Annotated in this window: 16 protein-coding genes; 11 read left to right on the forward strand and 5 right to left on the reverse strand. The window is 62.1% G+C overall.

Features of this window, described 5'->3' with window-relative positions:
* The 5 genes from MOV76_RS29410 to MOV76_RS29430 all read left to right on the forward strand — a co-directional run.
* Nucleotides 1-864, forward strand: an 864-nt coding sequence (locus tag MOV76_RS29410) for a 3-phosphoshikimate 1-carboxyvinyltransferase (protein ID WP_247265854.1), incomplete at its 5' end; no start/stop codon positions are given.
* Between the two features lie 37 nt (nucleotides 865-901).
* The gene (locus MOV76_RS29415; protein WP_130651812.1) at nucleotides 902-2,836 is read left to right on the forward strand and encodes a DUF2207 domain-containing protein; all 1,935 of its coding nucleotides are present in this window, start codon (nucleotides 902-904) and stop codon (nucleotides 2,834-2,836) included.
* Nucleotides 2,837-2,901: 65 nt separating this feature from the next.
* A complete protein-coding gene (purD, locus tag MOV76_RS29420) occupies nucleotides 2,902-4,179 on the forward strand; it encodes a phosphoribosylamine--glycine ligase (protein WP_130651813.1) in 1,278 nt (425 codons plus the stop codon).
* A gap of 99 nt (nucleotides 4,180-4,278) precedes the next feature.
* On the forward strand, nucleotides 4,279-4,740 hold the full coding sequence (locus MOV76_RS29425) for a plant virulence effector HPE1-like domain-containing protein (protein WP_065277932.1): 462 nt from the start codon (nucleotides 4,279-4,281) through the stop codon (nucleotides 4,738-4,740).
* A 376-nt stretch (nucleotides 4,741-5,116) separates the two neighbouring features.
* Entirely contained in the window at nucleotides 5,117-6,940 is a 1,824-nt protein-coding gene (locus MOV76_RS29430; RefSeq protein ID WP_247265855.1) for a methyl-accepting chemotaxis protein, read from the forward strand.
* Between the two features lie 78 nt (nucleotides 6,941-7,018).
* Here MOV76_RS29430 and MOV76_RS29435 read toward each other — a convergent pair whose 3' ends face one another.
* Nucleotides 7,019-7,507, reverse strand: coding sequence for a DUF523 domain-containing protein (locus MOV76_RS29435; protein WP_193445774.1), 489 nt, complete (start codon nucleotides 7,505-7,507; stop codon nucleotides 7,019-7,021).
* Between the two features lie 57 nt (nucleotides 7,508-7,564).
* Nucleotides 7,565-9,679 carry a glycine--tRNA ligase subunit beta gene (gene glyS, locus MOV76_RS29440; RefSeq protein ID WP_247265856.1) on the reverse strand — a complete coding sequence of 705 codons (2,115 nt, stop codon included), beginning with the start codon at nucleotides 9,677-9,679 and terminating at the stop codon, nucleotides 7,565-7,567.
* A 219-nt stretch (nucleotides 9,680-9,898) separates the two neighbouring features.
* Here glyS and MOV76_RS29445 point away from each other — a divergent pair, with 219 nt between their 5' ends.
* From MOV76_RS29445 to ubiA, 5 genes are all read left to right on the forward strand, one after another.
* On the forward strand, nucleotides 9,899-12,208 hold the full coding sequence (locus tag MOV76_RS29445) for a Tex family protein (protein WP_018245033.1): 2,310 nt from the start codon (nucleotides 9,899-9,901) through the stop codon (nucleotides 12,206-12,208).
* A gap of 133 nt (nucleotides 12,209-12,341) precedes the next feature.
* Nucleotides 12,342-13,601 (forward strand): cyclopropane-fatty-acyl-phospholipid synthase family protein, encoded by a 1,260-nt coding sequence (locus MOV76_RS29450; protein WP_047621988.1) that lies wholly within the window; start codon nucleotides 12,342-12,344, stop codon nucleotides 13,599-13,601.
* 67 nt (nucleotides 13,602-13,668) lie between these two features.
* Nucleotides 13,669-14,250, forward strand: coding sequence for a histidine phosphatase family protein (locus MOV76_RS29455; RefSeq protein WP_113541708.1), 582 nt, complete (start codon nucleotides 13,669-13,671; stop codon nucleotides 14,248-14,250).
* A 111-nt stretch (nucleotides 14,251-14,361) separates the two neighbouring features.
* Nucleotides 14,362-15,174 carry a MipA/OmpV family protein gene (locus tag MOV76_RS29460; RefSeq protein WP_247265857.1) on the forward strand — a complete coding sequence of 271 codons (813 nt, stop codon included), beginning with the start codon at nucleotides 14,362-14,364 and terminating at the stop codon, nucleotides 15,172-15,174.
* Nucleotides 15,175-15,333: 159 nt separating this feature from the next.
* Nucleotides 15,334-16,293, forward strand: a complete 960-nt coding sequence (gene ubiA, locus MOV76_RS29465; protein ID WP_247265858.1) for a 4-hydroxybenzoate octaprenyltransferase — start codon at nucleotides 15,334-15,336, stop codon at nucleotides 16,291-16,293.
* A gap of 95 nt (nucleotides 16,294-16,388) precedes the next feature.
* Here ubiA and MOV76_RS29470 read toward each other — a convergent pair whose 3' ends face one another.
* Entirely contained in the window at nucleotides 16,389-16,955 is a 567-nt protein-coding gene (locus MOV76_RS29470) for a DUF6101 family protein (RefSeq protein WP_017990459.1), read from the reverse strand.
* A gap of 300 nt (nucleotides 16,956-17,255) precedes the next feature.
* Between MOV76_RS29470 and MOV76_RS29475 the strand changes: the two genes are divergently transcribed.
* Nucleotides 17,256-20,591, forward strand: a complete 3,336-nt coding sequence (locus MOV76_RS29475) for a DUF1217 domain-containing protein (RefSeq protein WP_247265859.1) — start codon at nucleotides 17,256-17,258, stop codon at nucleotides 20,589-20,591.
* A gap of 50 nt (nucleotides 20,592-20,641) precedes the next feature.
* Here the strand turns inward: MOV76_RS29475 and MOV76_RS29480 are convergent, their stop codons facing one another.
* Together MOV76_RS29480 and MOV76_RS29485 are read right to left on the reverse strand one after the other, a co-directional pair.
* Nucleotides 20,642-22,078 (reverse strand): FAD-binding oxidoreductase, encoded by a 1,437-nt coding sequence (locus MOV76_RS29480; RefSeq protein WP_247265860.1) that lies wholly within the window; start codon nucleotides 22,076-22,078, stop codon nucleotides 20,642-20,644.
* A gap of 35 nt (nucleotides 22,079-22,113) precedes the next feature.
* The coding region (locus tag MOV76_RS29485) for a Sua5 family C-terminal domain-containing protein (RefSeq protein ID WP_309506586.1) at nucleotides 22,114-22,479 on the reverse strand (366 nt) is incomplete at its 5' end.

The following is a 22,479-nucleotide window of genomic DNA, read 5'->3' on the forward strand; positions in this document are numbered from 1 at the left end:
ATGCGCACGCTCGGCATCGATGCGACCGCCGAGACCGGCTGCCCGCCGGTCACCGTCAAGGGCACCGGCCGCTTCCAGGCCGACCGCATCCGCATCGATGGCGGCCTGTCCAGCCAGTATGTCTCCGCGCTGCTGATGATGGCGGCCGGCGGCGACCGGCCGGTCGATATCGAGCTCGTCGGCGAGGACATCGGCGCGCTTGGCTATATCGATCTGACCACGGCGGCGATGAAGGCCTTCGGCGCCAAGGTCGAGAAGACCAGCCCGGTCACCTGGCGTGTCGAGCCGACCGGCTACCGCGCTGCCGATTTCATCGTCGAGCCCGATGCCTCGGCCGCGACCTATCTCTGGGCGGCCGAGGTTCTCACCGGCGGCGCGATCGATCTCGGTGTTCCCTCCGATACCTTCTCGCAGCCCGATGCGCGCGCCTATGACATCATCGCCAAATTCCCGCATCTGCCGGCAGAGATCGACGGCTCGCAGATGCAGGATGCCGTTCCGACGCTTGCCGTGCTTGCCGCCTTCAACGAGACGCCGGTTCGCTTCGTCGGCATCGCCAATCTGCGCGTCAAGGAATGCGACCGCATCCGGGCGCTCTCGACCGGCCTCAACCGCATTGTTTCAGGGCTCGCCCGCGAAGACGGCGACGATCTGATCGTGCAGTCGGATCCCGCACTTGCCGGCAAGCGTCTGCCGGCGGATATCGACAGCTTCGCCGATCATCGCATCGCCATGAGTTTTGCGCTCGCCGGGCTGAAGATCGACGGCATCACCATTCTCGATCCCGATTGCGTCGGCAAGACCTTCCCCGCCTATTGGCGGACGCTGGCGGCACTCGGCGTGACCTATCAGGACAACGATTGACGAAACGCGCAGCCGAGGCTGCCGGCGGGAGACAGGGATGGGGCGTCGGTTTTTCGGATTTTGCTTTGCACTGCTGTTGATGCTCGCCGCCCCGGCGGCCTTTGCCGCCGAGGTGATCGACAGTTTTGCCTCCGACATCGCGCTCGAAAAAAGTGGCGCGATGACGGTGACGGAAACGATCACCGTCAATGCGGAAGGCAATCAGATCAACCACGGCATCTTCCGTGATTTCCCGCTCTATTTCACCGATGCCGCGGGCCGCCGCCGCAGCGTCGATTTCGATATGGTGTCGGTCCAGCGCGATGGCGATAACGAGCCCTGGCACACCGAATCGATATCAGGCGGCATCCGCATCTATGCCGGTTCTGCCGACGTGACCGTGACGCCGGGCCGTCATCGATACGTCTTCACCTACAGGACCAATCGCCAGATCCGCTATTTCGACGATCACGACGAACTCTATTGGAACGTCACCGGCAATGGCTGGATCTTCCCGATCCGCTTGGCCACCGCGACGGTGAAGCTGCCGCCCGGCGTCGGCGCGACGGAGACGGCCTTCTTCACCGGCCCCCAAGGTGCGACGGAAAAGAATGCCCGCGTCAGCGAAACCGGCGCTGGCCTGGTCTTTTCCACCACCGCGCCGCTTGATGCCCACGAAGGCCTGACCTTCGCGATCCGCTTGCCGAAGGGTTCGATCGATCCGCCGAGCGCGGATATGGAAAGCACCTGGTGGTTGAAGGACAACCGCAATTATTTCATCGGCTTCGGCGGCCTGATCCTCGTTTTCGCCTATTACACGCGCTCCTGGCTGAAGGTCGGCCGCGATCCCGCCCGTGGCGTCGTCGTGCCGCGCTGGGACGCGCCTGATGGTATCTCGCCGGCGCTGGTCAACTATATCGACAATAAGGGCTTCTCCGGCGAGGGCTGGACGGCGCTCTCTGCCACCGCCCTCAATCTTGCCGTCCGCGGCTACGTCAAGCTCGAAGACCTGAAGAATTCGATCGTCATCCAAGGCACCGGCAAACCGCTCGGCAAGGAGAAATTCCAGGCCGGCGAAATCGAACTGCTGAAGGTTGCCGGCGGTGCCGGTTCGACGCTGACGATCGACAAGGCCAATGGCGAGCGGGTGAAGTCTGTCGGCCAAGCCTTCCGCTCGGCGATCGAGAAGGAGCATCGCGGCAAATATTACAATTCCAACCTGGCTTATACCGCAGGCGGCATCGCGCTCAGCGCCGCAGCCCTGGTGATCCTGTTCGTCTTCGGTTCGCTGGCGCCCGACACCATCGCGCTGATGCTGATCCCGAGCGCCATCTCGGTCTTCGTCGCGGTGTTCGCCGCCGGCCTCGTCAGGTCGTTGCATCGCGGCAAATCACTGTTCGGCAAGATCATCGCCATCATCGCCGCCGCCGTCGGAGTTTTCGTCGGCATCAGCATTCTGGCGACCATGGTTCTGGCGCTTGCCTCCTCGCTGGTGGAACTGCACGAAACGCCGATGCTCTTTGCCGTCGGCGGCATCGTGCTTTTGAACATCCTATATTTCTTCATCATGGGCGCGCCGACCCCCCTCGGCGCCAAGATGATGGATGGCATAGACGGCCTGCGCCAGTATCTGACGCTTGCCGAGAAGGACCGGATGAACACGGCAGGCGCTCCGGAAATGTCGCCGCGGCATTTCGAGACGCTGTTGCCCTATGCGGTGGCGCTCGGCGTCGAAAAGCCTTGGTCGCGCACTTTCGAAACCTGGCTTGCGGCGGCCGCTGCCGGCGCGGCTGCTGCCTATGCGCCCACCTGGTATTCCGGCAACTTCAACAGCGGCAGCTTTTCCGATCGCATCGGCGGCTTTTCCTCGTCCATGGCCTCGACCATCGCGTCGACGATTCCCGCGCCGCCGCCATCGAGTTCCTCCTCCGGTTTTTCCGGCGGCGGCTCGTCGGGAGGCGGCGGCGGAGGCGGCGGAGGCGGGGGCTGGTAAGCTTTCCCGCTTGACCTTTTAGCCCTTGGCCCTTAACCGCCAGACAGAAAAGGAAAGGGTCGCGCATGAAGGTTCTGTTGATCGGATCGGGCGGACGCGAGCATGCGCTCGCCTGGAAGCTGGCGCAATCGCCGTTGATGACGGAATTCTACGCCGCACCCGGCAATCCCGGCATTGCCGAACACGCCGTCCTCGTGCCGGTTGACATCGAGGATCACGAAGCGGTCGCGGCCTTCTGCAAGGACAAGGCGATCGATTTCGTCGTTGTCGGCCCGGAGGCGCCGCTGGTTGCCGGCCTCGCCGACCGGCTGCGCGCCGATGGCCTTGTGGTTTTCGGTCCTTCCGCTGCCGCAGCCCAGCTCGAGGGCTCCAAAGGCTTCACCAAGGATATCTGCGCCCGCTACGACATTCCGACAGGCGCCTACCAGCGTTTCAACAATGGACCGAAGGCCAAAGCCTATATCCGCGCCGAGGGCGCGCCGATCGTCGTCAAGGCCGATGGTCTTGCCGCCGGCAAGGGCGTGACGGTTGCGATGACGCTCGACGAGGCGCTGGCGGCGGTCGACGACTGTTTCGAGGGCGCCTTTGGCGCTGCCGGCGCCGAGGTCGTCGTCGAAGCCTATCTCGATGGCGAGGAAGCGAGCTTCTTCTGCCTCTGCGATGGCAAACATGCGCTGCCGCTTGCAACCGCCCAGGATCACAAGCGGGTGGGCGAGGGCGATACCGGCGTCAATACCGGCGGCATGGGCGCCTATTCGCCGGCGCCTGTCATGACCGCCGAAATGGTTGAGCGGACCATGAAAGAGATCATCGAGCCGACGATGCGTGGCATGGCCGAGAGCGGTCATCCCTTCTCCGGCGTCTTTTTCGCCGGGCTGATGATCACCAAGAAGGGGCCGGAGCTGATCGAATACAATGTCCGCTTCGGCGATCCCGAATGCCAGGTGATGATGATGCGGTTGAAGAGCGATCTCCTGCCGCTGCTGCTCGCCACCGCCAATGGCACGCTCGATCAGGTCAAGGCCGAATGGAACGACGATCCGGCGCTGACGGTGGTCATGGCCTCCAAGGGTTATCCCGGCGCCTACGAGAAGAACACGCCGATCCTCTCCCTGCCTGACGCGGGCGAGGGCGAGAAGGTGTTTCATGCCGGCACGGGTCTGAAAGACGGTGCACTGGTTGCGACTGGCGGCCGCGTCCTGAACGTCACCGCGTCAGGTGGCACGGTCGCCGATGCCAAGAACCGCGCCTACGCGCTGCTCGACAGGGTGAGATGGGAAAACGGCTTCTGCCGGCGCGACATCGGCTGGCGGGCGATCGAGCGCGAAACGGGCTCGGAGTGAGTATAAACCGGCCCGTTCTTTAAATTTTTACCCTTTCCCCTGACGGGATGGAAACAAAGCTGCGCTATACCGCTCCCATAGTGAGACGGAGTGGCATTGATGCGTCAGATTTTCCTCGGTGCGGCAATCCTGCTGATGGCAGGCTCAGCGATGGCGTCCTCGATCGAGGTCATCGGCAAAACTGCGCCGCGCGCTGAAGGCAGCATCGTCACCGAAAGCTGTGCCGATTGCCCGCCGCTCCAGGCCGAACTGACCAAGAAGGACTACACGGTGCCGGAGCTGAAGCCCGGTGCTTTCCAGGCAAGTGAAGTCCGCGACGTCGGCGGCGAAAAGAAGATCTATCGCACCGAAGGCTGGATGGGCGGCTCGCCCGTCGTCTTCGTCAGCAAGGCGACGCCTGAATCCATGATTGCGGCCGCGCCGCCGGCGGCGCCGGTAGACGGCATCGACATGAATGCAACCACCGCGGCCGTCATTGGCGGCGACGCCAGGCCCGTTGCGGCAGGTATGGCGGAACAACCGGCAGCGATTAACGTTTCCGAGTTTAAGCTGCGATTCTAAAAAAGTTCCCTGCCCCTGCCTGATCAAGGTTTCGATCGCTTGGGGTTCCACCACCGGTGGACGAATGCACCCTCGATGAGCAGCGGGGGTGCATTCCTGTTTTGATGCGCCGGGCAAGCTGAGAGTTCGACATGATATTAGGCCGGCGGATGAAAATCCGGCGGTGTGCCTTGTAACTCTACCCCTTGATTTTGAGGGAAGTTCGCATCGCATTCAATAAAGTTAAAGCTTTTTTATAGGGTAAGCATCGATTGTTACTTACCCGGTCGCAGCATGTTTATTTTAGCAGCGGTAGACGCGTCGTTGTTTGGCGCGCTCGCACAGGCGGTAGAAAACCGCACCGGAATGCAGCTATCCATTCCCGTTGCGAGGCGTCATGAAAAATTTGAAGATATCGAAGCAGCTCATATTGCTGGTCGTCGGCCTGATGATCGCCTTTGCGATCGCCACCTCCCTGCAGATCCGATCCTCGGTCGATGCGATCTACAAGGAGCGTTATGACATGCTCCGCGCCGAGGTTCAGTCGGCGGTCTCGGTTCTCAAGCTTTACCAGGCCAAGGTAACCGCGGGCGAAATGACGCTCGAGGATGCCCAGAAGCAGGCCTACGCGACCGTCAATGGGATGAAATACGACCCGGACGGCTATTTCTTCGGCTATAGCTACGACGTCCAGATGATGTTCCACTACGACGCCGCGAAAGTCGGGCAGAACCTGAAGGGCCAGGCGGACAGCAAAGGCAAGCTCTATCGCGAAGAGCTGGTCAAGCTCGGGCAGCAGGGCGGCGGTCTGGTCGAATTTTATTCCACCAGCAAACCGGGCCAGCCGGCCGGCGATTACCGCAAGACAGCCTATGGACAGGCCTTCGATCCCTGGAAGGTCGTCGTCGTCACCGGCGTCTACATGGATGATCTCGATGCTCAGATAAACAGCACGATCCTGACCGCGCTCTCCGGCAGCATCGTTCTGTTCTTCCTTGCCATGACGGCCGCCTATATCGTCATCCGCGGCATTTCGGGACCTCTCAACAACGTCCATGCCGCCCTGAAGGCTGTCGCCGAAGAGGATGTTTCAATCACTATCCCGCATATCGGCATGAACAACGAAGTTGGCATGATGGCGAAGGCTACGCAGTCGCTGCAGGAAAAGATCAGGGAACGTCATGCGATGTCCGATCGCGAGGCGGCCCAGCAGCTGGCGCTGGAAAACGAGCGCGAAAACAATCTGCGCCAGCAGCAGGATGAAGCCACACTGCAGGCGCGAGTGGTGACGACGATCGGCCAGGCGCTGGAGATGATCGCCCGCGGCGATCTCACCGTCCGCTGCGCCGATCTCGGCCAGAAATACGCCGCCCTTCGCGACAACTTCAACGATGCGCTGTCGCATCTCGAAGCCGCCATGGCCAAGGTCAGCGCCAAAGGCACCGACATCGGCACCAGCAAGGAAGAGATCCGCCGCGCTTCCAACGAGCTGTCGCAGCGCACCGAGCGCCAGGCCGCCAGCCTTGAGGAAACCTCGGCCGCGCTCGACGAACTCACGGTCGCCGTCCGCCAGACCGCCGATGGCGCCCATGAAGCCAGCAAGCGTGTCCACGCGGTCAGCACCGAAGCCACCCATAGCGATGCGATCGTCACCCAGGCGATCGAAGCGATGAGCGGCATCGAGAAGTCGTCGTCGGAGATTACCAAGATCATCGGCGTCATCGACGAGATCGCCTTCCAGACCAATCTGCTGGCGCTGAATGCCGGCGTCGAGGCAGCCCGCGCCGGCGAATCCGGCAAGGGGTTTGCGGTCGTCGCCCAGGAAGTCCGCGAACTTGCCCAGCGTTCCGCCGCGGCCGCCAAGGAGATCAAGGACCAGATCGCCCGCTCCTCCAGCCAGGTCGACCACGGCGTCCGTCTGGTCGGTGAGGCAGGCGAGGCGCTGAAGCGCATCTCCGACCAGATCAAGGCCGCCAACGAGATCGTCGCCAAGATCGCCCACAGCGCCTCGGAACAGGATACGACGCTGCGCTCGATCTCCTCGTCGATGAACCAGCTCGACGCCGCCACCCAGCAGAACGCCGCCATGGCCGAGGAGACCACGGCATCGGCCGAAACGCTGGCCAGCGATACTGACGAGTTGATCGACCTCATCCGCGGCTTCCGGGTCAGTGGCGAAAGCGCCGCTCCGGCCATGCATCAAGGTCGCCGCGCCGCTTAAACGGCGCGGGGACAAAAGCGTTTTTATCACCAAATTTTTAGCGGCCGTCGGTTCTCCGGCGGCCGTGCCTTTTGAGGCTCATTGCGCGATACGGTCGATCAGTTCCTCGATCTGGTGATCGGAAAACACCTCGACGCCATCAGCTTTCAGCGCCGCCGCCGTCACGCCGTGGCCGGCCTGCTTGCGGCCGGAAAAGGTGCCGTCATAAATGAAAGCCGAACCGCAGGAGGGGCTGCCGTCGATGAGCAGCGCATAGCGGCAGCCTGCCTGTCGTGCGAGCGCCACGGCATTTTCCGCCGCCTGCAGGAACTCTTCCGTCACGTCGGCGCCCGTCAGCTCGACAACCCGCGCCGTGCCGGCCAGCACCTCTTCGCCGGTTGCGGCATTTGCGATCTCGGCCGGCGGCCGCGGCACCGTCATGCCTGCCGACATCTCCGGACAGATCGTCACCAGCCGGCCCTCGGCCTGCCATGTCTCGATCACAGGATGAAGCAACGGCTTCGCCCGGCCGTCATAGCGGACGGCCTGGCCCATAAGACAGGCGCTGACAAGAATCTTGCTCTGCATGTCTCTTGAATAACGCGATGACGGCGGCAATGCCAGACCGCCGATGGCGGCCGAATATCACCCCGAGATCTTCGAGAAATCCGCAACCGTTCCGGTCGCTTCGCGGATCAGCCGCAGCAGGGCGAGACGGTTGGCGCGGATGGCGGCGTCCTCGTCATTGACGAGCACGTCTTCGAAGAAGCGGTCGACCGGGCCGCGCAGCTTGGAAAGCGCTTCCATTGCCGAGCGGAAGTCTTCCCTGGCGACCGCGTCCGAGGCATCCTTCGAGGCGCTGGAGATTGCGGCGAACAGTTCCTTCTCAGCATCGAGCTTCAGAAGCGCTTCCGAAACGCCATCGGCGATCACGGTGCCCTTCTTTTCCTCGGCGGCGAGCAGCTGCGTCGCGCGCTTGGTGCCGGCGAGCAGGTTCTTGCCGTCCTCCGAGGTGATGAAGGCCGTCAGCGCTTCGACGCGGCGCGCCACCATCAACAGGTCGTCGGCATCTGAAGTCAGCACGGCGTCGATGAGATCGTGGCGGGCGCCCTGGTCGCGCAGATAGACCTTGAGACGGTCGTGGAAGAAGGAGAGCAGGTCGCCATCCCTTGTCGTTGCCAACAGCGGCAGGCGGATCTTTCGCTCGAGCAGGATCCTGACGACACCGAGTGCTGCCCGCCGCAGCGCAAACGGATCCTTCGATCCCGTCGGCTTTTCATCGATCGCCCAGAAGCCGATCAGCGTATCGAGCTTGTCGGCAAGGGCGATCGTGATCGCCACTCTGTCCTCCGGCACGCGGTCCGACGGACCCTGCGGCTTGTAGTGGTCCTCGATCGCGGCGGCAACGGAGGCATCCTCGCCCTGCAGCGCCGCATATTTGCGGCCCATCAATCCCTGCAGTTCCGGGAATTCGCCGACGGCTTCGGTGCGCAGATCGGCCTTGGCAAGCACGGCGGCGCGATCGACCAGAGCCGCGTCGGCACCGGTGATATCAGCCAGCTCCTTGGCCAGCGCCTGGATGCGAGCGACGCGCGCGCCCTGTGTGCCGAGCTTGGCATGGAACGTCACGTCAAGCGCATCGAGCTTGGCCATGCGCTGGTCGAGCGGCTTCTTGATGTCGAGGCCGAACTTTGCCGCCGAAGCCGTGAGCGTCTCGAGATCCGGCAGATTGCCCTGGTCGCGTTTCCAGAAATGCAGCGCATCCGAAAGCCGGGCCCGCACCACCTTGCCGTTGCCGTGGACGATTTCCTTGCCACCGTCGCTTGCCTGGATGTTGGAGACGAGGATGAACTTGTTCGAAAGCGTCTCTTCACCCTGTTTGCGGGTGACAAAACACTTCTGGTTGGTCTTGATCGTCAACCGGATGATCTCGGAGGGGATCGAGAGATAATCCTCCTCGAAACTGCCCATCAGCACCTGCGGCCATTCGACGAGGCCGGAGACTTCCTCCAGCAGGCCTTCGTCTTCCACCAGCTCCAGCCCGTTGGCAAAGGCGATGTCGCGGGCGTCGTGCAGGATGATGTCCTTGCGCCGCTCGGCGTCGAGGATGACCTTGGCCCTTTCCAGGTTCGCCGCATAATCGTCGAAGCGCCGGACGGTGATCGCCTCGGGCGCGTGGAAGCGATGGCCGTAGGTAATGTTGGAAGCGGTAATGCCGTCGATCTCGAAGGGGATGACGGTGGTCTCCTCATGCTCCGGCCCGAAGGTGCAGACGATCGACTGCAGCGGCCGCACCCAGCGCAGCGCGCCGGGCTTCGACGAGGCCTTGCCCCAGCGCATCGATTTCGGCCAGGGAAAATCGCGGATGATGCCGGGCATGACATCGGTGACGATCTCTTCCGTCGCGCGGCCGGGCTTGGAGATGACCGCGACGTAGAAATCGCCCTTCTTCGCATCGCTCACCACCTGCGCCTCGGAGACCGACGAAAGGCCGGCGCCGCGCAGAAAACCCTCGATCGCCTTCTCGTTGGCGTCGGTGCGCGGCCCCTTGCGTTCCTCGCGCACATCGGCGGAGCGGGCCGTCAGGCCGTGAATGTCGAGCGCAAGCCGCCGCGGCGTCCAGTATTCGCGCGCCCCCTCGTAGGACAGACCCGCTTCGACAAGCGCATCGGTGACGAGCTTCTTGAGGTCGCCGGCAGCCTTGCGCTGCATGCGGGCCGGAATCTCTTCGGAGCGGAGTTCGAGAAGAAGGTTTGGCATGTCGAATTTCCTTGCCTCCCGCGACAGGGGAGGGATGGCATGGGCGCCGGGTCAAAACGTTGCTTCTGCTAGCAAAGAATGGCGCATCTGCACAACCGCAAAATCGCCGCCTTTCCGGCATGCTTATCCTGTGGATCGGCGCTTAGCCGTAAACTCCAACATTGCCTTGCCGCTTTTCGCCGCTATGGTCCCGCCACCTCTGACGAAACAGGAAATCCCATGGCCGCAGACCTCCGTTTTCTCGCAGCCCGCATCTCCGCCGAAATCAACGCCCGGCCCGAACAGGCCAAAGCCGCCATCGAGTTGCTCGATGAGGGTGCCACCGTGCCCTTCATCGCCCGCTACCGCAAGGAAGTGACGGGCGGGCTTGATGATACGCAGCTGCGCAATCTCGCCGAGCGGCTGGTCTATCTGCGCGAGCTCGAAGCCCGGCGCGACGCGATCGTCGAATCGATCACCGGCCAGGGCAAGATGACCGACGAGCTGATGACCAAGGTCACTGGGGCCGAAACCAAGGCCGAGCTCGAGGATCTCTATCTGCCCTATAAGCCGAAGCGCCGCACGCGGGCCGAAATCGCCCGTGAACGCGGCCTCGGCCCGCTCGCCGAGACGATCCTCGCCGACCGCGCCAGGGAACCGGCGGTCTTGGCCGAAGGCTTCGTCACAGCTGATGTGCCCGATGTGAAGACGGCGCTCGAGGGTGCGCGCGATATCATCGCCGAAGGCATTGCCGAAAATGCCGACCTGCTCGGCAAGTTGCGCGCCCATATGCGCCAGGCCTCGCTGCTGAAGGCGAAAGTCGTCGACGGCAAGCAGGCGACCGGCGAGAAGTTTTCCGATTATTTCGACCATTCCGAACGCTGGGCGACCGCGCCGGGTCACCGCGCGCTCGCCATGCTGCGCGGCTGGAACGAGGAGGTGCTGACGCTGACGATCGAGGCCGACGCCGAGACCGCCTCTCCGAACAAGCCGGTCGAACGCATGATCGTGGCGGCCTACGAGATCGGCACGAGCCGTCCCGGCGACCGCTGGCTGATGGAGGTCGCGAGCTGGACCTGGCGCGTCAAGCTTTCCATGTCGCTCTCGCTCGACCTGATGCGGGAACTGCGCGAAAGGGCCGAAGAAGAGGCGATCCACGTCTTCGCCCGCAATCTCAAGGACCTGCTTTTGGCAGCGCCCGCCGGCTCGCGCGCGACGATGGGCCTCGATCCCGGCATCCGCACCGGCGTCAAGGTCGCCGTCGTCGACGGCACCGGCAAGGTGGTGGCGACCTCGACCGTCTATCCCTTCCAGCCGAGGAACGACGTGCGTGGCGCCCAGGTCGAGCTCGCATCGCTGATCCGCAAGCACAATGTCGAGCTGATCTCGATCGGCAACGGCACCGGCAGCCGCGAAACCGAAAAGCTGGTGGCCGACATGCTGGCCGAGTTGCCGGCGCCGAAGCCGACCAAGGTCATCGTGTCGGAAGCCGGCGCCTCGGTCTATTCCGCCTCGGCAACCGCAGCAGCGGAGTTTCCCGATCTCGACGTGTCACTGCGCGGCGCCGTCTCCATCGCGCGGCGCCTGCAGGATCCACTGGCCGAACTCGTCAAGATCGAGCCGAAGTCGATCGGCGTCGGCCAGTATCAGCACGACGTCGACCAGCAGAAGCTGTCGCGTTCGCTCGATGCCGTGGTGGAAGACGCGGTGAATGCCGTCGGCGTCGATCTCAACACCGCGTCTGCGCCGCTGCTGTCGCGCGTCTCCGGCCTCGGCCCGTCGATCGCCGACGCCATCGTCCGCCACCGCGACAGCGAAGGCCGTTTCGAGACGCGAAAGGATCTCCTGAAGGTCGCCCGCCTCGGCGGCCGCACCTTCGAGCAATGCGCCGGCTTCCTGCGCATTCCCAACGGCAAGGAGCCGCTCGATTCCTCCTCGGTGCACCCGGAGGCCTACGGTGTCGCCAAGAAGATCGTCGCCGCTTGTGGCCGCGATCTGCGCGCGCTGATGGGCGATAGCGCGGTGTTGAAATCGGTTGATCCGCGCCAGTTCATCGACGAGAAATTCGGTCTGCCGACGGTCAAAGACATCATCGCGGAGCTGGAAAAGCCCGGCCGCGACCCGCGTCCGAGCTTCAAGACCGCGACCTTCGCCGAAGGCGTCAACGAAATTTCCGACCTCCAGCCCGGCATGGTACTGGAAGGCACGGTGACCAATGTCGCCGCCTTCGGCGCCTTCGTCGATATCGGCGTGCACCAGGATGGTCTGGTGCATGTGTCCCAGCTTGCCGACCGCTTCGTCAAGGATCCCCACGAGGTCGTCAAGGCGGGTGATGTCGTCAAGGTGCGGGTTGTCGAAGTCGATGCCAAGCGCAAGCGCATCGGTCTTTCCATGCGACGCGATGACGGCTCATCAGCGCCGCCGCCGCGTGGTGATTCTCGCCCAAGCCAAGGGTCGCGGCCGCAGAACGAGCGCCGGCCCGCGGCTCAGAAACCGGAGAGCCAGGGCGCATTCGGCGCGGCACTTGCCGAAGCCATGAAGCGAAAATAAGGGTTTAACCGGCATTTCGGCAAAAATGCAACAGTTTGGCAGCGTTCTGAACGGAGTGCTAAATCCGGCGCTTGTAAGGCGAAAGAGAGCTACTAAGTTGATGTGACCATCCTGTCACATTTGCGAGGCGTCCATGGCGTCGGCATTCTTATCGATCGTCCAGCAAATCGTCCGCAAGGGTTCATTGAAACTTACCCTTGCCAATGGCGAAACCCATACTATCGGCGACGGCACGGGTGAAACCGTTGTCGCCCGCCTTGCCGATCAGGAGGCCGAGGACGCCATCCGGCGCGACCCGACCATGAAGCTCGGCGAAATGTATATGCAGGGCCGGTTCATTCTCGAACAGGGCAACATTTACGATTTCCTGTCGCTGGTGAAACAGAACACCACCAACGAAATCTTCGATTTCAAGATGGCGGCTCTGCTCCTCGGCCGCATTGCCTGGCAGCAGCTGAAGAGCCGCGTGCCGGTCAATCGCAACAAGCACAATGTCGCCCATCATTACGACCTGTCGGCCAAGCTCTTCGATCTTTTCCTCGACGAGGACTGGCAATATTCCTGCGCCTATTTCGAGCCGCCGGGCATTGGTCTCGACGAGGCGCAGCTCGCCAAGAAGCGCCATATCGCTGCCAAGCTTCTGCTCGAGCCGAACCAGCGCATCTTGGAGATCGGCTCCGGCTGGGGCGGCATGGGCATGTATCTGACGGAAGCGACCGACGGTGCCGATTTCACCGGCATCACGCTGAGCGAGGAACAGCTCAAGGTCTCGCGTTTGCGCGCCGAAAAGCGCGGCCTTGCCGACCGTGTGCGATTCGAGCTGCAGGACTACCGCACCATGACGGGCAGGAAGTTCGACCGCATCGTCTCGGTCGGCATGTTCGAACATGTCGGTATCGGCAATTACGGCAATTTCTTCCGCAAGGTATCGGATCTGCTCGATGACAACGGCGTCATGGTGCTGCATTCGATTGGCCGTCCGAAGCCAAGCTTCGGCACCAATGCGTTCATCGAGAAGTACATCTTCCCCGGCGGCTACATCCCCTCCGTCGGCGAGGTCGTGCCGCCGCTCGAAAAGGCCGGGCTGCTGGTCAAGGATATCGAAATCCTGCCGATGCACTATGCCTATACGCTGCGCCATTGGCGCGAGCGTTTCGTGGCGCGCAAGGCTGAAGCGGTGGCGCTTTACGACGAGCAGTTCTTCCGCATGTGGGAATTCTATCTGGCGGGTTCCGAAATGGGCTTCCGCTGGGACGAGCTCTTTATCCTGCAGATCCAGGTCGCCAAGAACCAGTTTGCCGTTCCCGACAATCGCAACTACATCGCTCGCAACGAAGCCAAGCTGAAGGAGTTCGAGGCGAGGCGCGCACCGTTGGAAAAGGTGACGTTCTGATCCCGCGGAGGGGCCGCTTCCGCTGGCGGTTTTGCCGAGGGACCGCTTCCAATGAAAGGACGTGCCGATGAGCAGTGCGTTTCCCGAGATCTACCTGGTCCGCCACGGTGAAACCGAATGGAGCCTGTCCGGGCGCCATACCGGACGCAGCGATATTCCCCTGACGGCGAACGGCGAGGAGGCCGCCCGCAAACTCGCCGACCGGCTGGCGGGCCCTACCTTCTCCGCCGTCTGGTCGAGCCCGTCCGCGCGGGCCCGCAAGACCTGCACGCTCGCCGGATTCGGATCGGGCGCGGTGATCAAGGACGATCTCGCCGAATGGGACTACGGCGCTTATGAAGGTATCACCACCAAGGCGATCCTTGCCGACCGTCCCGGCTGGCAGCTCTTTCGCGACGGCTGCCCGAATGGCGAGTTCGCCGCCGATGTCGGTGCCCGCGCAGACGCCGTCATCCATGCGCTTCGCGAAACGGCCGGCACCATTTTGATCTTTTCGAGTTCGCATTTCCTGCGCGTCCTTGCCGCCCGCTGGCTCGGTCTGCCGCCGGAAGATGGCTCCCGTTTCGTGCTCGATACGGCCAGCATCAGCGTGCTCGGCTACGAACACGATCTGACCGAACCGGTCATCCGCCGCTGGAACCAGCGTTAGCTACAATCGTCTCCCTCACCGCCGTGGTTAACATTGGGGTAACGAGATCGGGATAAATGTAGCGGCCGCCGCCCTCCGCGGCTTTGTTTTTGCGTTTTCTGGAGTGCGGACGTGTCTCATCGATCAGTCGTATCGATCTGTTTGGCTATTGCCCTTTTATCTGCCAGTTCGGCCGCCGCCCAGGAAAGCGGCCAGCACTTCTGGTCCGGCGACTGGTATCTGAGCGTCGGCGTCGCCGGCTTTTCCGCTCCGAAATTTGAGGGCTCGTCGCATAATGAATTCAAGTTCAGCCCGCTGATCTCGGTCGGCCGCCAAGGCGCCGGCCCGCGTTTTTCCTCGCGCAATGACAATCCTTCTTTCGCCCTCATCGACAAGGGCGCCTTCCGTGCCGGCATCGTCGGCAGGTTCGTCCCGTCGCGCGATGACGGCGACGGCAGCGAGCTGAAGGGCTTGAAGAAGGTCAAATGGGGGGCGGAAGTCGGCGGTTTTGTCGAAGTTTACCCGACCGATTTCCTTCGCGCCCGCGCCGAAGTCCGCCAGGGCATCCGCTCGCATGACGGTATCGTTGCCGATCTCGCGGTCGATGCCTTCACCGATATCGCGCCCGACCTGCAACTGTCAGGCGGCCCGCGCGCGACCTTCGCCACCAGCGGCTATTACGACGCCTATTATGGCGTCAACGCCAAGCAGGCGGCGGCAAGCGGCCTTGATCCTTATAAGCCCTCGTCGGGCATCCAGTCCTATGGCGCCGGCACGGCGCTCACCTGGAAGGCGACGGAAAACCTCTCGGCCAGTTCCTTCCTCGAATATAAGCGGCTGGCAGGTCCTGCCGCCGACAGCAGCCTCGTGCGCGAGCGCGGCTCGAAGAACCAGGTCCTGATCGGCGTCTCGGCGACCTACAAGTTCAATTTCTCACTGCAGTGATTGACGGCGCCGCGGGTCCCTTCAGGCGCGCGGCGCTGTAACGCTTTGAATTTACGTATAATTTCATCCTTAAATCGATTTCGATCGAAGGAATGATGCAACTGGCAACACAATGATCGCTTCTTGACCGGATCGGCGGCCCGCCGCTAGATGAGCGGCATGCACGATACTGGCGACTTCAACGATCGCGTCTCCGACGCACCTTCCGATAACTGGGTCTACCGGATCCTGCCGCCATGGCTTTGGCCCTATGCGCAGCTCGCGCGCTGGGATCGCCCGATCGGCTGGCAGCTCTTGATGTGGCCGTGCTTCTGGTCGGCGACCCTTGCCGCCAACGCGGCGATCGGCGAGGGGATCTATTCCGGCAGCCTGCTGGTATCTCACCTGTTCCTCTATTTCATCGGCGCGGTCGCCATGCGCGGCGCCGGCTGCACCTACAATGATCTCGTCGACCACGAGATCGATATGGAAGTGGCGCGCACGCGGTCACGTCCGCTCCCCTCCGGCCGCGTCACCCGCCGTCGGGCAAAAATCTTCATCGGCTTGCAGGCGCTCGTCGGCCTCTTCGTGCTGCTGCAGTTCAACTGGCTCAACGTCTTCCTCGGCGTGCTCTCGCTCGGGATCGTGGCCTTTTATCCCTTTGCCAAACGCTTCACCGACTGGCCGCAATTCTACCTGGGGCTTGCCTTTTCCTGGGGTGCGCTGATGGGGTGGGCCGGCATTTTCGGCGGCCTCTCCTTTGCAGCCATCCTGCTCTACGCCGCCTCCGTCGCCTGGACGATCGGTTACGACACGATCTATGCACATCAGGACAAGGAGGATGACGAGCTGATCGGCGTCCGCTCCACTGCGCGCCTGTTCGGCGACAGGACGCGGCAATGGCTGATCGGCCTTTATGGACTGACGCTGGTGCTGATGTTCATCGCTTTCGCTCTCACCGGCGCCAATCTCATCGCGTTTCTGGGTCTGCTCGGTGCGGCCGGCATGTTCGCCTGGCAGATCGTCCGGCTCGATATCGATGATGCCGACCAGTGCCTGGCGCTCTTCAAGTCAAACAACCGCGTCGGCCTGATCATCTTCTTCGGCCTCTTCATCTCGCTGTTGTTTGCCATTCCCTGATTGGGACGACGAATGAAACGATAAACCCGGCGCGGGCGCCGGGTTTCAAAATGGTTCCGAAGCGACGTCGCCAAATGGAACTGTCGCGTTTTTGTTCAGTTGCGAGCGATGATTTCCTTACCTTCGATCTTCATCGCGACGCCCAGCCGGCCGGTTGTACGGCGCACGAGGAAGCGCGGACGGCGATTGGCGAAGTAGGAATGACGGCGGCGAGGCTTGAGATCGCTGGTGCGCAAGGCGCCGATATGGTCTTCGAGCGGCCGGGCGACGCCGTCGGCCTCGACCATCAGCATCGGAATGCGGAAGGCTTCGGACCAGCTGCGCCAGTCGGCGGCGATGTCGCTGAGATCATGCGCGACGAGCAGCGGAATGCAGAGCTCCGGATCGGCGTGGTGGAGTTCCAGGGTTACGGTGACATCGCCGTCGCCATGGTCGATGGCGCGGGCGGCGACACCCTTGAAAACGCGCTTCGGCAGCGCAATCGAGAGCGGCAGGCCGCTGGAGGGGAGGACCTTGCGCAGGACCGCACCGCGTTCGTCTATCGTGATATTCACGTCATCCGAACAATCGTGGATGGCGTAGCTGACCTGCTGGGGAAAGCGGGACGGATCGAGGCGTAACGTCGTGCCAGCCCAAGCGGGCTTCATAACGGGATTGTTCATTTCATTCTACCCTTGTCTTACCTGAGAGCCGATTTCCGGTCTTCTCCTTGGGACTTTTCGTCCTCTATGGCCGACAATAGGCAGCCGCCCTTCCGTACAGCTTAAAAATTGCGGTTAAGAAAACTTTGCCTCCTCTGATGGTTATCAAAACCGAATCCGGCAGGGTTTCCGGAAGGTGAACGGCGTGGTGTCCTGAAATGATGCATCCAGAGGTAAGCCTCAGGTAAGTTTTCCATGGCAAAATGTGCTCACCAGCAGTTCGTCGTTCTTTTAGAGATTTTGCCGAAAAGGGCGCTTTTTATGATCACGGCTTCCCTCGCTTACACGATCCTGTCGCGAGATATGACGTCCAGCCTCAACAAGGTTGCGTCGCAAGCGACGGTCAAGAAGGATGCCCAGTATTACGCTGACCATATCAACAAGGTCACGTCACTCGACGACTTCCTTGGCGACTACAAGCTCTACAGCTATGCGATGAAGGCCTATGGTCTCGAGGACATGACCTACGCCAAGGCCTTCATGAAGAAGGTGCTCGAGAGCGATCTCACCGATCCCAACAGCTACGCCAACAAGCTTTCCGATACGCGCTACCGCGAGTTCGCCGCCGCCTTCAATTTCAACGAGCCGGCCAAGGACGTGCAGACGGACGCGCAGGAGGACGACCTCATCGGCCTCTACAAGCAGTCCTTCATCGATGCCGACAAGGCCGCGACCGCCGAGAGCACCTATTACAGCAACAATATCGATAGCGTGCAGACCGTCGACGACCTGGTCAACAACACCCGGCTGCGCACCTATGTGCTGAAGACCTTCAAGATCGATCCGACCTATGCGTCGAAGGATTTTCTGCGGCAGGTGCTGACGAGCGATCTCAGCGACCCCACGAGCGTCGTCAACACGCAAGGCGGCGACAAGTACAAGGCGCTTGCCGCCCAGTTCAGCTTCAATGCGGATGGCACTGTCAACGGCACGGCGCAGACCGCCGCGCAGAAGGCCTCGGTCATCGAGTCCTACACCCTGAATTCCCAGTCCCTCATCATCGACAATTCGGTCGGTTCGGATGTCTACTACGTCGGCCAGACGGCGGCGGACTACAACAAGGCCTATTACACCGCGAAGATCGGCACGATCACCAATGTCGACGATCTGGTCGCCGACAAGCGACTGACCTCCTACATCACGACGGCCTATAGCATGGGCGCCGACTTCACCGCGGCAGCGCTGCGCGCGGTGTTGACCGATCCCGGTTATGCCCAGCTGATGGGCTTTACCAATGTCTACAATGCTTTCAACTTCAAGGCTGACGGGTCGACCTCCAGCACGGCGCGCGTCCAGTCGGTCGATCAGGCAAACAGCCTGAAGGCAGCGGCATCGAGCACCAACAACTATTATACCGTCACCTCGCAGTCGACCGGGATCACCAATGTCGACGACCTGCTCGCCGACAGTGTGCTGGCCCGCTACATCAAGGATGCCTATGGGCTCGGCACGAGTTTCAGCAATGCCGACCTGAAGAACATCCTGACCGATTCCGCCTATGCAGCGGCCCAGGGGCATGCCGATCTCAATGCCGACTTCAACTTCCAGGCAGACGGCTCGATCAATGGTTCCGTGATCCAGACCGCGGCGCAGCGGAAGTCGACCACCGACAAGTCGGCGGCGAACGCAGCGCATTTCAACAGCATGATCGGCAATGTCACCAATGTCGATGACATCATGTCCGATGCTGTTGCGGTCAGCTATATCAGAAACAGCATGCAGATCGCCGACAGCGTCTCCGATGCGACGTTGAGGGCTTTCCTCGTCGACCGCACGGCTGCCAGCGCCCAGGGCTACAGCGACGTTCACGACCTCTTCAATTTCAAAGCGGACGGTTCGGTCGCGACCCTTTACGCCTCGCAGACGGCAACCCAAAGTGCCAGCACTGCCAGCAAGGCCGACAATGCGGCAGTCTACTACCAGTCGACCATTGCGGGCATCTCAAACGTCGATCAGTTGCTGACGGACCAGAAGCTGAACAATTTTGTGCGCAACGCCTATGGCATCCCGTCGACGGTCAGCGACGTCGCTCTTCGCAATATCCTGACCGATCAGAGCGGCACCGGCACCTATGCCGACGTTGCCGCCGCCTTCAACTTCAAGGCGGACGGCACGCTTGAGGACGGTATGGCGGCGCAGACGGCCAGCCAGATCAGCAGCACGAAATTTACTGCCTCAGCGCGGACGGACGACTATTCCGCCCGGATGGCGACGATCGGCAATGTCGATGATCTCATCGCCGATGGCACGATCACCAATTTCCTGAAGAGCACCTACAATCTGCCGTTCGATATCTCGGACGCCGATCTGAAGAGCATCCTGACCGATGCGACGGCGGCTGCCGCAGCCGGCCACGCCGATCTCAACGCCGACTTCAACTTCGCCGCCGACGGATCGCTTCCTGTCGTCAGTTCGGTCCAGACGGCCGACCAGGCGCAGACCACCAACGACAATTATGCGGCGCGTTATGACGACGAACGCGACGAGGCGATCGACGAGGTCGCATCCAACTACCAGAAGCTTATGGCCGACAGCAGCAGCCTGCTGAATTTCTCCGACGTCAAGACCGTCAATGATTTCCTGCGCAGCAATTCGTCCGCCGATTTCAGCAAGGGCAATGACAATCTGCCGGATCTCTACCATGTGGCGCTGCAGGCTTTCGGGCTGACCGACCAGGATGTCCCGCGCTCGATGATGCGCAAGATCCTGACGAGCGATGCCTATGATCCGGATGGCTATATCGCCTCGCTCAAGGATGAACGCATCACCAACCTTGCCCGCGCCTTCAACTTCGGCCCCGACGGCAAGGCGGCATCACCCTTCCAGGCGCTTCCCGACGCGACCATGGCCAAATACGCCACCGACTATAAATCGCATATCACCATGCTGATGAAGGACGGTCCGGTGAAGGACAAGGCCTCGAAAGATGCGACGGCCGAAGTCGACTATTTCGCCAAGGGCATGGCGAAGGTGAAGTCGCTCGACGATTTCCTGGATGACAGCCGCCTGACCGACCTGGTGCTGAAGGCGAACAATCTTGACCCGAAGGATTACGACAAGGCCACGCTGAAGAAGATCTTCACCTCGGATCCCGACGACAAGAAGAGCTACCTCAACACCAAGGCCGATGCGCGTTTCCAGGATATCGTCGCCGCCTTCAACTTCGACAAGGACGGCAATCTGACCCGCGCCAAGATCGGCACGATCCAGAACAAGGCGGCCGAGGACCACACCCAGGAACTTTACGTCCAGCAGACGATGGAAGCCCAGCAAGGCGAAACCAACGACGGCGTGCGCCTGGCGCTCTATTTCAGCCGCAAGGCCTCGAGCATCACTTCGATCTATTCGATCCTCGGCGACAAGGCGCTTTATCAGGTCATCACCACGGCCTACAGCCTGCCGTCGCAGATCTCGGGCATGGATGTCGCCAAGCAGGCCGATCTGATCAACCGCTTCGTCAAGCTCGAGGATCTCCAGGATCCGAAGAAGGTCGACAAGCTGCTGCGCCGGTTCACCGCGATGTACGATGTCCAGAACGCTGCCCAGCAGTCGCCGGCGCTGATGATCCTGACCGGCGGCGGCACGCAGCAAAGCTGATCGCCCCGACCTGCTGCACGCAGCAGGCCTGATCGCTCTGACCGTCGGCCTCAAGGATCGAGGCTGACAACCTTTTCCGGGTTCATGATATTGGCGGGATCGAAGGCGCGCTTGATACGGCGCATCAGCTCGATTTCGATCGCCGGCCGGATCGCCGCCAACTCGTCGCGCTTCAGCTGGCCGATGCCGTGCTCGGCCGAGATCGAACCGCCATGCGCCAGCACCAGCCCATGCACGATATGGTTCATTTCGCGCCAGCGGGCGATGAAGGCGGTCTTGTCGGCGCCAACCGGCTGGGAAATATTATAATGAATATTGCCGTCGCCCATATGGCCGAAGGCGCAGATGCGGGCGCCCGGCATCGCCGCCATCACAGCTTCTTCAGCCTCGGCCATGAAATGCGGGATGTTCGACACCGGCACGGAAACATCGTGCTTGATCGACCCGCCTTCCGGCTTCTGAGCATCCGACATGCTCTCGCGCATGTGCCAGATCGCTTTCTGCTGAGCCACGGATGCGGCGATTGCGGCATCCTGCACCAGCCCGGCCTCAAAACCCTGTTCCAGCACGCCATTCATCATCCGCTCCGCCGTCTCGGCCGAATCCGAGGTCGAAATGTCGATCAGCACGTACCAGGGATAGGCCGCGTCCAGCGGATCGCGCACGCCGTCGATGTGGCGGGTGGTGATCTCGACACCGAAACGCGGCATCAGCTCGAAACCGGTGAGCGAGGCGCCGCAGAGGCTGGCGGCCAGGTTGAAGAGAGCAAGGGCATCCGCCACCGAATTCAGGCCGGCGAAGGCCACCTGATGGCCGAGCGGCTGAGGAAAGAGCTTCAGCACCGCGCCGGTGATGATGCCGAGCGTGCCCTCGGCGCCGATGAAGAGATCGCGCAGATCATAGCCGGTATTGTCCTTCTTCAGGCGGCGTAAGCCGTCCCAGATCTCGCCGGTCGGCAGCACCACTTCGAGGCCGAGGCAGAGCTGGCGCATATTGCCATAGGCAAGCACGGCCGTGCCGCCGGCATTGGTGGAAAGATTGCCGCCGATGCGGCAGGAACCCTCCGAGCCGAGCGACAGCGGAAACAGCCGCCCATGCGCCTCGGCTGCCTTCTGCACCTCGGCCAGGATGGCGCCGCCATCGGCCACCAGCACGTTGGCCACCGGATCGACATCACGGATCTTGTTCATCCGCTCGAGCGACAGGATGATATCGGACTTGCCCTGACGCGGCGTCTGGCCGCCGACGAGACCGGTATTGCCGGTCTGCGGCACGATCGCCGTTCCGGTCTCCGTCGCAAGCTTCATGATATCAGAGACTTCCTCGACCGAGCCGGGTTTCAGGAGGAGAGGGGAGGAGCCGTGATAGAGCCCGCGGTTTTCGATCAGATGCGGCGCAAGATCGGCTTCGCTGCGCAGCGCGTATTTTTCGCCGACGATTGCGGCGAAGCGGTTGAGGAGTTCGGTGGAAATGCTGGAATTGCTCATTCGGACTCGGTCCTCCATCGTCATGCGCAGTCTTTTCAGTCGCGGGGTGCCGCCGCCCGCTGCAGCCGGTCGTTGATCGCTTCGCCCAGCCCCTCTTCGGGAATCGGCGAAAAGGCGATGCTCTGGGCGCCGCTGGCATCGGCTCGCTTCATGTAGTCGAAGAGATTGGCCGCCGCCTCTGCCAGGTCGCCGCGCGGGCTGAGATCAAGCACGATCCGTGCACTGTTTGCGCCGGAGACCACAGGGCTGCCGAAGGCGATCAGCGCCTCACCGGGTTCCACCGCCGTCGCATTGAGGCGCACGGAAGCACCCGGCGCATAATGCGAGGCGAGCATGCCCGGCGCCTCGATTGCCGCCGATGCCGTTTTCGCCCGCAGCAGCGGTTGGCCTGCGACGCGTTC

Source organism: Rhizobium sp. PRIMUS64, from assembly GCF_023006465.1.
Lineage (GTDB): Bacteria > Pseudomonadota > Alphaproteobacteria > Rhizobiales > Rhizobiaceae > Rhizobium > Rhizobium leguminosarum.